Source organism: Leptospira kobayashii, from assembly GCF_003114835.2.
Taxonomy (GTDB): Bacteria; Spirochaetota; Leptospiria; order Leptospirales; family Leptospiraceae; genus Leptospira_A; species Leptospira_A kobayashii.
This window is the reverse complement of sequence record NZ_AP025028.1, coordinates 1,970,371-1,985,137: the sequence shown is the minus strand read 5'-3', so window position 1 is coordinate 1,985,137 and position 14,767 is coordinate 1,970,371. Positions and strand designations below refer to the sequence as shown.

10 protein-coding genes are annotated in these 14,767 nt (G+C 40.5%); 7 read left to right on the top strand and 3 right to left on the bottom strand.

Annotation, left to right across the window (positions count from 1 at the left end; all coding sequences use genetic code 11):
- Positions 1 to 11 precede the first annotated feature (11 nt).
- On the top strand, positions 12 to 1,223 hold the full coding sequence (locus DI077_RS08655) for a GGDEF domain-containing protein (RefSeq protein WP_109019752.1): 1,212 nt from the start codon (positions 12 to 14) through the stop codon (positions 1,221 to 1,223).
- Between the two features lie 140 nt (positions 1,224 to 1,363).
- Here the strand turns inward: DI077_RS08655 and mqnC are convergent, their stop codons facing one another.
- Entirely contained in the window at positions 1,364 to 2,464 is a 1,101-nt protein-coding gene (gene mqnC / locus DI077_RS08650; protein ID WP_109019751.1) for a cyclic dehypoxanthinyl futalosine synthase, read from the bottom strand.
- Between the two features lie 126 nt (positions 2,465 to 2,590).
- Between mqnC and DI077_RS08645 the strand changes: the two genes are divergently transcribed.
- Genes DI077_RS08645 through DI077_RS08630 form a run of 4 tightly spaced genes read left to right on the top strand, consistent with a single transcriptional unit; the run spans position 2,591 to position 8,436 of the window.
- Positions 2,591 to 4,693: a heterodisulfide reductase-related iron-sulfur binding cluster gene (locus DI077_RS08645; protein ID WP_109019750.1), complete on the top strand. Its 2,103-nt coding sequence runs from the start codon at positions 2,591 to 2,593 to the stop codon at positions 4,691 to 4,693.
- A 45-nt stretch (positions 4,694 to 4,738) separates the two neighbouring features.
- On the top strand, positions 4,739 to 5,545 hold the full coding sequence (locus DI077_RS08640) for a FecR family protein (RefSeq protein WP_109019749.1): 807 nt from the start codon (positions 4,739 to 4,741) through the stop codon (positions 5,543 to 5,545).
- Positions 5,542 to 6,507 carry an LBF_2017 N-terminal domain-containing protein gene (locus DI077_RS08635; protein ID WP_109019748.1) on the top strand — a complete coding sequence of 322 codons (966 nt, stop codon included), beginning with the start codon at positions 5,542 to 5,544 and terminating at the stop codon, positions 6,505 to 6,507. The genes DI077_RS08640 and DI077_RS08635 overlap by 4 nt, the downstream gene beginning before the upstream one ends.
- Positions 6,508 to 6,510: 3 nt before the next feature.
- Positions 6,511 to 8,436: a SpoIIE family protein phosphatase gene (locus DI077_RS08630; RefSeq protein WP_109019747.1), complete on the top strand. Its 1,926-nt coding sequence runs from the start codon at positions 6,511 to 6,513 to the stop codon at positions 8,434 to 8,436.
- Between the two features lie 7 nt (positions 8,437 to 8,443).
- Here the strand turns inward: DI077_RS08630 and DI077_RS08625 are convergent, their stop codons facing one another.
- Complete coding sequence (locus tag DI077_RS08625; protein ID WP_109019746.1) at positions 8,444 to 10,033, bottom strand: peptide chain release factor 3; 1,590 nt, start codon at positions 10,031 to 10,033, stop codon at positions 8,444 to 8,446.
- Positions 10,034 to 10,169: 136 nt separating this feature from the next.
- Here DI077_RS08625 and DI077_RS08620 point away from each other — a divergent pair, with 136 nt between their 5' ends.
- Complete coding sequence (locus DI077_RS08620) at positions 10,170 to 12,203, top strand: NHL repeat-containing protein (protein ID WP_109019745.1); 2,034 nt, start codon at positions 10,170 to 10,172, stop codon at positions 12,201 to 12,203.
- Positions 12,193 to 14,202, top strand: a complete 2,010-nt coding sequence (locus DI077_RS08615) for a tetratricopeptide repeat protein (RefSeq protein ID WP_109019744.1) — start codon at positions 12,193 to 12,195, stop codon at positions 14,200 to 14,202. The genes DI077_RS08620 and DI077_RS08615 overlap by 11 nt, the downstream gene beginning before the upstream one ends.
- Here the strand turns inward: DI077_RS08615 and DI077_RS08610 are convergent.
- Positions 14,153 to 14,767, bottom strand: coding sequence for a hypothetical protein (locus DI077_RS08610; RefSeq protein WP_109019743.1), 615 nt, complete (start codon positions 14,765 to 14,767; stop codon positions 14,153 to 14,155). The genes DI077_RS08615 and DI077_RS08610 overlap by 50 nt on opposite strands.

Genomic DNA, 14,767 nt, shown 5'->3' with positions numbered 1-14,767 from the left:
TTAGGCTGATAATGCGCAGGTACAGTTTCAGAAGAGCTATTTTTATATTCCGTAGGCTATTTCTACGTACGTACCACCCTACCTTTATCGCTACAAATATATCCGATATTCGTTCTTCCGTAATGATATTCGGGGTACTTTCCGCATTTACATCCGTTGTCTCACTACTGTTTGTCGATTCTCTTGTGCGCACGAAAGAAGCTAGTTTTTGGATCGTATTCTTTCGCATATCCGCATTGCTCATTTGTTTTTCCTGTTACTTACTCGCAAAAAAAAGGATTCGATTCTTCGAAAGACATATATTTTCCTTCACCGGGTTTTTTATCGCATCTTTAATCCTTGTTTATATTCCAATGATGGTTTATGACAAGCCGAATCATTCCTATTACCTTTTCGGATCGGCCATAGTCATTGCAAGTTCCGCCATCATTCTTTGGATCGAGCCTGTTCGTATCTTCGCACTATCGATTCTATTTTTATGCTTATTCATTCCTCTTCATTTGAACTTTTCTCAAATTATGGGATTCGACCGATTTGTATTTTATCAGGACATGTTAATCGTATCCTTTCTATTAGGTGTCGGTCTCACGGCCAATTTAATGATCAATTACTGGAGATTTGAAGAATATCGCTCCAAAATCAGGCTTCGTGTAACCGTTGGTAAACTACTCAGAATCAACCAAAAGATCCATGATCTGTCCAGGATTGATTCCATGACGGATCTATTCAACCGTCGCCATCTACTGGAACAATTCGATCTCTACAAAAAAAGATCCAAACGGGAGGGATTTTGTATCGGTTTGGTGATTTTGGATCTGGACAGGTTGAAATACATCAACGATAAATACGGACACAAACAGGGAGACCTTGCGATTCAGGCATTCGGAAAGACTCTCAGATCCAGAGTTCGTTCCACTGATATTGCCGCCCGTATCGGAGGAGATGAATTTTGTATTTTGGGATCTCCGATTGATCCGATCGGCTTGGAAACACTAACGGAAAGTATACGGGAAAAGATAGAAGTCTTGAGAATCCCCGTTTACAATCAGGCGGGGGAAACAATCCAAATCACTGTTTCCATCGGTGCGACTATCTTTTCTCCTACGGAAGATCCTAGTTTTGATGAACTATATCATAAAATCGATACAGCACTTTACACTTCTAAAAATGAAGGGCGTAACCGGATTACGATCCTTCCCCCTTCCGACTCTCTCCCTGTGTAATTTTTTTAAAAAATGATTGGACAAAATCTGATTACTTTTATCAAATGAAACTGAGACTGATTCTCAGTCTAATCCTTGACGGATAAGGTGTAAAGATTAGAGGGGGGGAATTCTCCCCTTATTTTTTGTCTCCCTACTTTTTAGAAAGAACTCAGTTCATACCTTTCCTGGTACAATAAATCCCTTCTTACCGGTTCAAACCCACCTTCTCTTAGGAATTTCTGAGCTTCCTTTTCCGTTTTCAATCCGAAAGAACGAAGTACATTTTCTTCGATCACTACGGAAGAAATATCATCTGCACCGCTATAAAGTGCAAGTTGCCCCACTCCTTTTCCCAAAACCATCACAGAGGTTTCAATATGGGGGATATTATCCAGGAAAATTCTGCAGATTCCCAATACCTTCAAGTATTCATGCGTGGGAACGGAACGAACCTTGAATCGTTTGGTTTGCGGTTGGAACGTCCAGGGAATAAAAGATAAAAAGCCACCTGTTCTGTCTTGCAAATCCCGAACTACTTTTAAATGGCTGATGATTTCCTCTTTGGTTTCTTCCGATCCGAATACTATATTGGCGGAACCGGGAAGACCGACTTCATGGCAGGTCTCCATAGCGCGTACCCATTCTTCGACGGAAGCTTTTTTAGGAGAAATGATTTGGCGCATACGTTCTGTTAGGATCTCTGCCCCTGCACCCGGAACGGAATCAAGTCCTACTGATTTGAGTTCCAAAAGTACATCTTTCAAAGGTCTTTTGGTAATGGTTTCCAAATTGATGATTTCTACGGGAGAAAAAGCGCGGATGTGCATGTCAGGAAATCTTTGTTTCACTCCTGCAATCACATCTAAATAGTATTGATACTCAATATCAGGAAAGACTCCACCTTGCAGAAACAGTTGGTCCGCGCCCATCTCCACAGCATAATCCATCTTTTCCAAAATCTGATCCAGAGTGAGGATATATCCTTTTCCATTTCCAATTTCGTCCATAAAGGAGCAAAAATTGCATTCTACATTGCAATAATTAGTATAATTCACCACACGGAACATTGTGTACGAGGCCTGGGTATGAGGACGAACTTTTTCCCGTAAGAAACGCGCGACCATTTGGACTTTCAAAAAATCGGCCTCCTCATAAAGAAGGAGTGCCTCTTCAGGGGAGATTCTTTTGCCCTCTATGGCTCGGATCAGTACTTGATCGCTCGGGTTTTCAGCGGAAAAGGAAAATGAAGAAGGGATCATAATTTACCTATATTAAAACCTTTCGAATCATCCTTTCTAAACATAGCAAAAAATGAATTTTCCTGGACATTCATTTTTCTATGAAAATCCTAGGAAATACAACACACCTCAAGGGCAAAAATATAAATGGACATCGGAAGAATTATCTTTCACCTTCTTTTCACCGTTTTCTTTATCGTGGCAAACGTAGTGTTTGTGCGAGCGATCCTATACCGTCTGCGTTTGATCTTCAACGGAAGACCAGCTTTCTTTAACGAAGACATCACCAAAAACCTAAACCTACCGTTTAGACTTAAAAGTTTCCTTGAAAACGTAGTTTTGCAAAAGAAAAACTTCAAGGAACCTCTTCGTGGGATCATGCATGCCTTTATTTTTTACGGGTTTTTAGTTTATACCATCCACACTACAAGCCAGATGATCGCAGGTATCTTCGGTTACCTCATGGACGACCCGTATCAATTTGCACTTCCTAAATTTCTATTTGGTGAAACTGCAAATCATATCTACGAACAAACCGTAAACTACGTTTCCATTTTAGTTCTCATCGGTCTTGGTTTCTTTGCTTGGAGAAGATGGATTAGAAAAGCTCACGGCTTGGACGTTCATTCCCCTGCTTCCGCGATCGTAATCAGTATGATCGGAACCCTGATGATCACCACCTTACTTGGAAATGGTGCAAAAACCGTTGCAGCAACATATTATTCTCATGCAGGATTGATTGACGGCGGTATCGGAAAAGTTTGGGAACTCGTAGGAGTATCCAATTCCGGTGCGGATCTGGTAACACAGATTATGTGGTGGGGTCATATCCTGACCGTTTTTGCTTTTATGTTGTATGTTCCTACATCAAAGCATGCCCACTTGATCTTTGCACCTATCAATTACTTCTTTGCAACCGACACTCCCCGCGGACAACTTTCCAAACTCAATTTGGATGATGAGAATGCTGTTTGGGGTTCCAACAGAGTGGAAGATTTTCCTTGGCCGAACCTGCTTGACGGTATGTCTTGCATCGAATGCGGACGTTGCCAGGTAGAATGCCCTGCGAACAGAACGGGAAAAATGCTCAACCCTAAAGCAATCATCGTGGAACTAAAACACCAGTTACTCGAAAAGATGCCGGAAGTAGAAAAAGCCCGCGCAGGAAAAACTCCGGAAGAAGCTGCAGAAGCCGTAGCAGCTCTCGAAACGGGAGTTATCAATTCACATGAAGGCTTAAGCGAAGAATCCATCTGGGGATGTACTACTTGTTATGCGTGCGTGGAAGCATGTCCGGTAGGAAACAACCAGGTAAACGCCATCATCGAAATGAGAAGACATTTGGTTCTTGCCGAGTCCAAAATGAGTCCGGAACTTCAAAAAGCATTTACCAATATGGAAAACAATTCCAATCCTTGGGGTGTAGGTGCACATACAAGAGCGGATTGGGCGGAAGGCCTCAATGTAAAAGTTCTTTCCGAAGCGGAAGACAAAAACGTAGACGTGCTTTATTGGGTAGGTTGCGCAGGGGCTTTCGACGAACGTAACAAAAAAATCTCCCGTGACTTTGTAAAAATCATGCAAAAAGCGGATGTTAACTTCGGAATCCTAGGAACAGAAGAAGGTTGCTCCGGAGATTCCGCGAGACGGGGAGGAAACGAATACCTCTACCAAACATTAGCTCAACAAAATGTGGATACCATCAACGGTTACGGAATCAAAAAAATAGTAACCGCTTGCCCGCATTGTTACAACACAATCAAAAATGAATATCCTCAGTTTGGCGGAGACTTCGAAGTAATCCATCACTCAGAATACATCAACCAACTTTCCAAAGACGGCAAGATTGATGTTAAAGTGGCGGATGATGCAAGCCAAGGCAAATACACTTACCATGACTCCTGTTATATCGGACGTTATAACAATAACTACGAAAACCCGAGAGATGTTGTTAAGAAAGTATCCGGTGGAAAACTGGAAGAACCGAGCGATCACCATACAAAAGGTCTATGTTGCGGTGCCGGCGGGGCTCAGTATTGGATGGAAGAACACGTGGATGAGTCCAATCCGAACAGTATGCGTGTAAACAGCAAACGAACCGGTCAGCTTTTGGATACAGGAGCCACTACGATTGCCACTGCATGTCCTTTCTGTATTACTATGATCACGGACGGCGTCAAAGCCGCAGAAAAGATTGATTCGGTAAAAGTGAAAGATATTGCCGAACTGGTGGCTGAAAATCTAAATTAAGGTTTGACCTAGACTCCTGAAGGAGGCGAATATAAGGTTTCTCTAATGAAAGATCTTATGTTTCCTGCCTCCTTTAGGATTTTCCTATTCTCTCTCGTATTCTTATTTTTATCTCAAACCACCTCCCCTCAAACTCAGGAAGAAGATCCTAAAAAAGATGGGATCATCATCACCGTGGAAAAAGGCCAAACTCTCTCTATCATTTCCAAGACCTATCTGGATGATCCGAGAAAGTGGAAGGAGCTCCTTAAATCCAACAAGATTGACAATCCCAATCTGATTCTACCGGGGATGAAACTTTGGGTACCAGCAAGTTTAGGGAAAAAACCGATTGCCGAAGTAAGTCGACTAACAGGCGCTTCTGAGTTGTTATTATCCTCAAAAAAAGAAACCACTTGGTCGAGTGCGAATGTCGGCACAGGACTTTATCTTCATGATGAAGCCCGCACCAAGGAAGAATCATTACTAGAACTTCTTCTGAATACAGGATCCAGTTTGGAACTTTCTCCCAATAGTCACATAGTAATGGAGAAGGTAAAAAATGAAAAAGATCCCGATTCCTTTTATCTGAAAAAAGGAAGAATGAGAGCCATCATCACAAAAGGAATTCCCACTCGTAAAATGTTTATTCTTCGCACGCCTGCGGCGATTGCAGAGGTAAAAGGTACTGAATTCATTACAGAAGTGGACGAAAAGGAGAATACTAGTCTTGGTTGTTATGAAGGAAGAGTGGATGTATCCGCACAAAACGTGACTGTTGAAGTAAACGCAGGTTATGCTACATACGTTGAAAAAGGAAAACCTCCTACAAAACCGTTTTTAATCCCTGCTCCTCCGGAAATACAACCGTGAAATCCTATCTTTACCTGATTTTTTTTATAAATTTATCATTACTCACTCATTCTTTATTCTCCCAAACAGCCGCTATTCAGAATGAAAAAGGGGAATTCCAAATGACAGTTTTGTTGGATGGAAAAAATCCTATCATCAAAGAATATGAAATCGAACTGGCACAGGAAAAAGAAGAAAACAAATCGGAAGAGCTTAGAACTTTAAAGACAGTAAAACCGGGAAGAATCGTTCTGGATGTACCGAATCAATTTCAATATTTCCGGGTTCGAGCGGTGGCACTCTTGAATATCAGAGGTTACTGGACCGAATTCCACCAAATCAAAAGATTTCCTTTTTCAAAAAATAAACAGGAAGTAAGAGAAGTAGTCGTTCCGCAACCAATAACAAAACCGGATTTGTTTTTCTCTTTGAAAAGCCGCAACGGACAATTGGAACAATATTTAGCGGAACCGAAGCTCCGATTGAGCTCCAAAGACGATACCAAATCGAATCAAATCTTTTATCGTTTGCAAAATTCACCTTGGCAGTCTTCGGAAAACATCGTAATCGATTTTCCGGAAGACGGAAATTATGAACTGGAATATTATAGTGTGGATCTTGTAGGGAACAAAGAGGTTTCACAATTTTTACAATTTACGGTAGATAGAACTCCACCGAGTACCACCGCCCGTTTTTCGGAAATAAATTACGTTGGAAACGGACAAAACTATCTTCCCTACCGATCGGAACTCCGTTTGGAAACCTATGATGCAGGCTCCGGTACTGACTCTACTCTTTATCGTTTGGTTTGCGACAAAAGCAGTCCGAAGGATTGGATAAAATACAAATCCCCTATTCCACTTCGAGACCTAGGTTTGGAAAAATGCGAAGAAGGCGTTTTGGAATATTATTCCCAAGACCAAGTGGGCAATCCGGAAATTCCGAATCGTATCTTACTCAATCTGAAGACAGAATCAAAATAATCCATGTTTCGAAAACTTCCCTTGCTTTCCATTCAATCCATTTGGGATGTCATTCTTTCCAAAGCATTTTTAAAACTATTCTTCTCGTTGTTTTTTTTAATCATTTTACCATATGCAATCTTCATTAGTTCTTTTTTATATTCCACCTATACCGAATCTCTCGATTGGAACTACAGATTCCAATTAACAAGAGTTCAATTACTATCAATCGATCTGGAGAACCATATTAGGGATCAATTGTCAATTCAATCTCAGGAAAAAACCCATCATTTCGAAGGAACGTTTTCCGAACTGGGAACATCAGCATCTTTTAAAAATTGCAATTTGAATCTTGATGATCTGTCGGAAGGAAGAGAAAGGACTACTTTTCTGTTTTCCTGCAAGGAAGAAAATCGTTATAAAAACTGGATTGCATTAGTCGACAAAGAGAAAGTTTGGATTTACTCTTCCGGTTTTTTAGAAGATCAGGTTTTGGAAACTCCGTTTAGCGAACCGAATGAAACCATTTTTTTATCCAATGCTGGCAATCCCAACGGGATCTCCAGTTTGATTGAAGAGGATTTTTCCATCAATCCAGATTGGAAAGAATTGATATCTCCTTCGCTCGGCACTGAGGAAAGATTTCCCAAAATCAGAGAAGTAACATATCACGCGGAAACTTATTTTTTATCGGGATTTCCCATGTACGGACTTCCTTTTCAGGTTTTTGTGGCAAGTCCCAAAGAATCGGTTTTGATTCCGATTCGAAAAAATCTGATTAAAAATACGATCTTTCTTATCATACTAGTGATGCTTTCTATCGGATTCTCCGCATGGATTGCAGGAAGGGAGATGGAGGATAAAAGAAAATTATCAATCATCTTCCAGGAATTTCCACATGCGGCCGCATTATTCGACTTAGATGGAAAAGTGCTTTTGATCAATCCGAATCTGGAATCGAAAATTTCCATCAAAAACCTGCGCATTGCGAATCGAACCGCTTATGATGTGATTCTCAAACAAGTAATTGAGTTTTTGGAAGATGCTAAAAACGAAAAGAAAACCAGCGTTACCAATCGTAAGGAAGAATGGGAAGCATTGAACGAATCGGGAGGGATCTATCATTTGGAAGTACAATACCATCTATGGTATTTGGAAAACAAATCCAATAACAATCCCAGAGGCGCGTTGATTCTCATCCAGGACATTACCGAAAAAAAACTGGTTTTTGAAAAGGAGATGAGTTATGCGAGAAATCTTCAAAAAAAATACCTTCCTCAAAAAAGAATAGAAATCCCGGAACTCAATTACGATTATTACTACCAACCTTTGATCCAGGTGGGTGGGGATTATTACGATTTTCTTAGTCTTGGTAATGACCGTTATATTTTTGTAATCGGAGATATTGTAGGCCACGGGGTTCAGGCGGCTATGATGATGACGGTGGTAAGAGTCATATTCCACCAAGTGGTCAAAGAAACGAATGACCCGAAAGAAATCCTTACCAAACTCAATGCAGGTGTTCGGAATAATTTGCCGGACTCCTACTCCTTCGTTCCTCTTATGTTTCTATGTTTTGATTTTCAAAATAAAAAAATCCAATACGGAAACGCAGGCCATCCCGGAATGATTCGGATTTCCAACGGGAATATAGAATGCCCGGAAAGACTCAATCCAATGTTAGGGATGCTGCCGAGTTTCACTCCGAAGGTTTTAGAACTTCCTATTCTGCCGGGAGACAGATATTATCTCTTTACCGATGGGCTTCGTGATGTTCGAAATACGAAAAAAGAGGAATTGGGAGATGATGAATTGGTATCCCTATTCGTAAAACTCTCTTCTGCGGATTTATTCACTGTAAAGGAAGAATTGATCAATAAAATCAAATCCTTTGCACAAGGTGCTACCTATCCGGATGATATCACCTGGATAGGTCTTGAAATAAAATAAAGATAGATTAGTCCTGATAAGGAGGACTTGCCAGTAGATCAATGTCTTCGTTGTTTTTCTGGAAATAATTCATATCCCATTCCGTATCAAACAACAAAGCCGCATTCCCATGCATATCTTCCACCAAATTGGCATTACTTGGAACTTTCGCCCGATCCGCAAAAGAAATCCAACGGGATATTCCGTAAGGCAACACATGTAAATTCGTATCTGCTGCGTATTCGTCTTTCAGTCTTCTTTGAAATACTTCAAATTGCAGTTTGCCCATAGCGCCGATGATGGGAACCCCGCCGCCGATGGTTCTGGAAGTAAACAGATGTAATATGCCTTCTTCTGCCAACTGATCCAAACCTTTTTTAAAAGATTTGAGTTGCAAAGTGTCCTTACAAGAAATCGTGGCAAAAAGTTCCGGAGCAAAACTGGGAAGAGGTCTGAGCATAGGTGCATTTCCAGAAGATAGAATATCTCCGATTTTAAATGTTCCAGGATTTACAAGACCTATGATATCTCCCGGATAAGCCAAATCCACTGTGTTACGATCCTGGCCGAAAAATGCAAATGAGGATGATAATTTCACCTGTTTGTCCAAACGGTTGTGATTTACATTTAACCCGCGTTCGAAGACGCCGGAACAAACTCTTAAAAAAGCGATTCTATCCCTATGCGCCTTATTCATGTTTGCCTGTACTTTAAAAACGAATGCGCTGAAAGGAGAATTTACGGGATCCAGTAAATTACCGTCACGAAGGGGAATATGATCCGGAGCAGGCGCCAATTGTAAAAATTTATTTAAAAATAATTCGATACCAAAATTATTTACCGCCGAACCGAAGTAAACTGGCGTTTCTCTGCCGACTAAAAATGCGGTCGGATCGACGGAGCCGATTCCATTTTCCACCAAATCAATCTGTTCTCTGAATGCGGAAACGATCTCCGCATCGAATTGTTCGTCGAGACTTTTGTCATTCGGTCCCGAAACACGGAACGCAGCCTTTTGTTTTCCTCCGGGGGTTCTGTCAAAAAGATGAAGTTGTCTTTCGCGTAAGTCGTAAACTCCCTTAAAATCGTATCCGGTTCCCAAAGGCCAAACATCAGGCACTGCTTTGATTCCCAATACCTTTTCGATCTCATCCAAAAGAGCATACAGGTCTTTTGTGGGGCGATCCATTTTATTGATAAATGTGATGATGGGAATTCCACGATCCCTACAGACCCGGAACAATTTTACAGTCTGCGGCTCTACCCCTTTTCCTGCATCCAATACCATTACGGCTGTATCGGCTGCCATTAAGGTTCTGTATGTGTCCTCGGAAAAGTCTTCGTGGCCCGGAGTGTCCAGTAGATTTAAAATGGAGTTGTTGTATTCAAATTGAAGAGCTGCCGATGTGATGGAGATCCCTCTCTCTTTTTCCATTGCCATCCAATCGGAAGTGGCAGCCTTCCCTTCTTTGCGGGCCTTTACAGCTCCGGCAAGCTGGATCGCTCCCCCATAGAGCAATAATTTCTCTGTAAGCGTGGTTTTTCCCGCATCGGGGTGCGCAATGATGGCAAACGTTTTGCGACGCTTTACCTCTTTTTCGATCAATTCAGGGGACATAAAGGCATTTCCAGTCTGGGAAAATCGGGGAATCTGTCGAGAATAAACAAGATCTAGGTAAGTTTTGAAAGAATTGAGCGAGTAAGAGATTGACGCGCAAATTATGTCCCATTAGATAGGGAGGGGAGCTTAGAATTTGAAACGGATCATTTTTATCTTATTTCTATTCGTTTCGACCCAAATCGCATCCATTGATTTTCCTAATTTTCAATTGGGCGAAGAAGCCGCAAAAGAGGAATTTAAAAAAGGTTTAACTTATAAAAACCTAAAAAAATATTCCGCAGCAAAAGAGAGATTTCAAAAATCGGTTTCCTTGAAAAAAGATTTCCACCTGGCACGTTTGGAACTTGCAAACAATTACTTTTTGTTAGGTGAATGGGAACAATCTCTCGAAGAGTTGGAAATTCTTTCCACTCAAAGAAAATCGGACCTACTACTCCAAACTAAAATCGAATCCCTCCGATTGAATATCGCCGGCGGAAGTTCTTCTTTGGAGAGAATCTTTTTCAAAACTTTGGATGGTGATCAGTTTCGGGGAAATAGATTTCGAAATCCGGTGGACATAGCTTTCGATGAAGACGGTTTTTTCTATATAGCCGGTTTTGATACTTCCAATATCGTTCAATTCAATGCAAACGGAGAGCCTGTTTCCAATTGGAAAGGAAGTATCACCAAAAGATTGGAAAAACCCGTTTCTCTTGCTTATCACAAACAAAAGTTATACGTATGTGATTTTGCAAGGGATGAAGTTTTGGTTTTTAATCTGAAAGGAAAATTATTAAATACTATAGGCGGCCCGGGTAGCAATCAGGGAAGTTTTCACGGCCCTGCGGGAATCGCATTCGACACATCGGGGAATTTTTATGTTTCCGATTCGGGAAACAACAGAATTCAGAAATTCAATTCAAACGGCTCTTTTGAATTCGCGTGGAATGGAAGTGATGATACATTTTTGAAAAACCCTGCAGGGATTTTTGTTTATCAAGACAAGATCTATGTGGTGGATAAGGATAATGTTCGCATTCTGGTTTTTGATTTTGACGGAAATTTACTGTCAAAGATCACAAAACAGGAATGGAAACGTCCCAGAAACATACGCATTTTGGAAAATGAAATGTACGTGACGGATGAACTAACCGGCATTTGGTCCTATTCCCTGGAAATGGGAGAATGGAAACTACTTCCCAGATTCAGAGACAAAAAGGGAGTATATCGGGTGTTAAATCGTCCGTTTGCCGTAAATATCGATCCGACCGGTTCTTTCTACGCGGTTGATTTCGGAAAACATAGAGTCGATGTTTTCTCCGGGAAGAACAATCTACTTTCCAACTTGGACTTGAAAATCGAATCCGTAGATACCTCCGAATTCCCAAACATACATATTTATACCAGACTGAGAAACCGTGCAGGCAAGGAAATCATAGGCGTAGATAGATTGGCATTTCGGGTGTATGAAAATGATAATATGACTCCTTTGTTTTCTCTGGCAAAGAAAGAAAAGCTAAATGAAAAAATGAATCTTGCCTTCGTTTATGAAAATAGCGAAATTCTTGGGAAATCGGAAGGATTGTTGAATGATTCTCTGATTCCTTTTTTCCGATCTCTAACGGAATGGGACAACATATCATTGTTTCGGGCCGGCAAAGATTCAAATCTCATCATTCCCTCCACGAAATCCCAGAAAGAAATTTTAGCAAAGATAAGAGATTCTAAAAAAGAAGAAAATTTTAATTTCGGTAAATCTGCAATCTCCGCACTAAATCAACTAACAATGAATATCGGACCGAGAATCCTGGTCTTTCTTGTTGCCTCTGAAAGCAAAGAGAGTCATTTTTTACAATATTCCAAATCCAGAATCGTAGATTATGCGAAAGCACATTCGATTCCCATATTCGTATTGTCCACTTCATCCTCTCCTTCCGTTAAAAAATCATGGGTCGATATCACGGAACCGACGAATGGGAAGTTTATTGTTTTGGACGGAGAAGGAGAAGAAAGAAATTTATATTCGATTTTCAGATCCTACTTCGATTACAGATACATTCTTTCCTACAAAACGGATATCAATCCCGAGTTGGTAGACAGATATATCAAACTGGTTGTAGACGTGGACTACAGAGGAGTCAAAGGAAAAGATTTGGGAGGGTATTTTGTACCTTATGAAAACTAAATTTTTTCTTATCTCCCTGATCTTAATCGGTTTCGGTTCGATCGAGTCCCAGACGGTATTGGAAGAAATTGAAATAGGAAAGGAAAAACAATCCCAGAATGATTGCAGGAAAGGAATCGTTCATTTCCAAAATGCGCTTAGAAAAAACAACAATTCCATCGAGGCGAAGATAGGATTTGCGGAATGTTCCAAAACATTAGGGTCGCTAACCGATGCTAAACGGGCATTCGCCGAGGTATTGTCCCGTTCTCCTAAAAATTTTCCTGCGGTGATCGGGCTCTCGGAAATCAACATAGATTTGGAAGAATTTTCCGAAGTTCCCAAACGAATCGACCCTCTACTCGAAGAATTTCCGAATCATTCCAGTTTGCGGATTTTGGAATCGCGTTATCTTTATGCGATAGGAAGAAAGGAACTCGCGATTCATAAGCTGAAAATCTTAAGTGAAAAGCTGGGGTATCCGAAAGACGTAGAGAAAATGTTAGGTGAACTTTATTTGCGATCTTCCCAATGGAAAGAATCGGAAGAAAGTCTGAAACGGTATATTTCTCAAAGTCCAAGCGATCCGGACGGATTCTATCTGATTGCAAAATTGGGTTTGTACAGGAACTATTTCCATGTCCCAAATTTACTCAGTTCCCTTGCCGATGTGGAGGAAAACATCAACAACGCTTTGAATCTGGATAAAAAACACGAATTATCCAGATTATTATTAGTGAAGTTGAAAATGATTCAATCTTACTCTTCGGGAAATTTAGATACGAATATTTTGGAATCCGGATTCAAATTGATCTACGAGTTAGCTCGTGAATTTCCAGAGAACAAACATTACCATGCATTGGAAGCCGCGCTCGGTGAAGAATTGAACCGTTCCAAGTTTGCAAGTTTTCATTACAGAAGGTCTTTGCAAATCGATGATTTGGATGAAATAGAAAGATTCGCAGCGGAAGAGTATGTAATCAAAAACGAAAAGGAAGAATCCAAACTCAGACGGGAGTTAGGTGATTACAGAAGGGACAGATATATCTCTGAAAAATACTCATTATTCTTCAAGTCAGCGAAATTCCATCTATTACGAGCGAAAGATCTCAATCCTCAATCCCCTACGATCCGGCGAGAATTATTGGATTCCTACAATCTAAGCGGGGAATCCATTCAATACATCAATCTGCTTTTACGCCAAAGAGAGGAAGATCCAACCAACTTCAAAATGCAAAACAAACTGGAATTTGCGATTGCGAATCTAAAACAATCTCTGGAATCTCAAGAAGGTTATGTGACAATAGAACAAAGCGGAGTACATAACTCCGTTGTTTCAACAAGTCCGGAAGTTTTTGTTTTCGATTTGGAATCGAAGGTAGCTTTTCCGGAACATTATTTTGCAGGAAGACTATTATCCAAAGCTTTAAGATACAATTTACAGAACTTATTCAATGTCAGACTTCCTTCCGACTCCGAGTTTCAAATGATTCGGACTTCCCTGAAAGAATTGGATTTTCATCCTTATTCCAAGACGATTCCGTTTTCCGTCGAGTCTTTGACCGTTTTAGATAAGGAGAGAAGAAATACGGCTAAAATCCGTTATGTGGTCCATGGAAATTACCAGTATGCGAATGATTCCATCGATGTGGAGATCTATCTCTATGACAGGACCACTTCCAAAAACATAGGCGTTTGGAAAACAAATCAAAAAGGAAGAGACGGACTTTCCACCATACTGAATCGCATTTCGGAAAAAATAAAAAACTCGCTCCCCATAGAAGGAAAGATTCTTAAGGTAAAAAAAGATGAAGTGCTTGTATCTTTGGGCAAAAGAGACGGACTTACTGCAAAAACGGTGGTTCGGTTCGTAAGAAAAGGATCTTTGATCACAGAAGGTGATGTAACTGCACTCGGACAGGATATCAGCATTATAAAACCTAAGAACAGAGGTTGGGAAAAGGAATTGGCTACGGGCGATTTTGTAACGGTTCGTTTAGAGCAGGATACAAAGAAGTAAGATAAATAAGGATCTGGTCTGAAATTTCCTCTTCCTCAGACTCAGTAGGATGCAGAGGACTAAATTCGATCTGAAACATATCGTTTTTTGAATAAATGGAAACCACTTCCTCTCGAAGCAAAATCTTCCGAATCGGTTCGAATGTATTGCTGTTCTTTTCCCCTGTCCAGCCCTGTCCGTTCGAAGTAAAACTCTTGTTAGAGAGAATCCTTTGTATATTTTCTTTCGGGGTATTTTCCCAATCCAATACTATTTCAGGATAATATAAAAAAGCACCTTCTTCCCGGGAATAAGACAGATATCCGGTTTGAAGTTCTTTTAAATCCTTTTCTGAAATCAAAACCTTCGTAGATTCCTGCCCGATCTCGTAATTGAATGTTTTACTGAAACCGGCATACACTACTCCCTTTCCCATGGAATTCCGATCAATCCGAATCTCAAGTCCAATCACTGACTTATCCTTTCTCATTTCCTTTTCCAGTCTTTCCAACGCGAAAGAGTCCAAAGAAAAGGATTTTTTTCTTTTTTTCTTTCCGGAGAAAAATTCTAAAATTTTCGCGAACAT

What these genes read in the sequence shown, in the direction of transcription:
- DI077_RS08655 (WP_109019752.1), top strand. Translation starts at nt 12, where the DNA reads ATGCGCAGGTACAGTTTCAGAAGAGCTATTTTTATATTCCGTAGGCTA.
- mqnC (WP_109019751.1), bottom strand. Translation starts at nt 2,464, where the DNA reads ATGATCCCTTCTTCATTTTCCTTTTCCGCTGAAAACCCGAGCGATCAA.
- DI077_RS08645 (WP_109019750.1), top strand. Translation starts at nt 2,591, where the DNA reads ATGGACATCGGAAGAATTATCTTTCACCTTCTTTTCACCGTTTTCTTT.
- DI077_RS08640 (WP_109019749.1), top strand. Translation starts at nt 4,739, where the DNA reads ATGAAAGATCTTATGTTTCCTGCCTCCTTTAGGATTTTCCTATTCTCT.
- DI077_RS08630 (WP_109019747.1), top strand. Translation starts at nt 6,511, where the DNA reads ATGTTTCGAAAACTTCCCTTGCTTTCCATTCAATCCATTTGGGATGTC.
- DI077_RS08625 (WP_109019746.1), bottom strand. Translation starts at nt 10,033, where the DNA reads ATGTCCCCTGAATTGATCGAAAAAGAGGTAAAGCGTCGCAAAACGTTT.
- DI077_RS08615 (WP_109019744.1), top strand. Translation starts at nt 12,193, where the DNA reads ATGAAAACTAAATTTTTTCTTATCTCCCTGATCTTAATCGGTTTCGGT.
- DI077_RS08610 (WP_109019743.1), bottom strand. Translation starts at nt 14,767, where the DNA reads ATGTTCGCGAAAATTTTAGAATTTTTCTCCGGAAAGAAAAAAAGAAAA.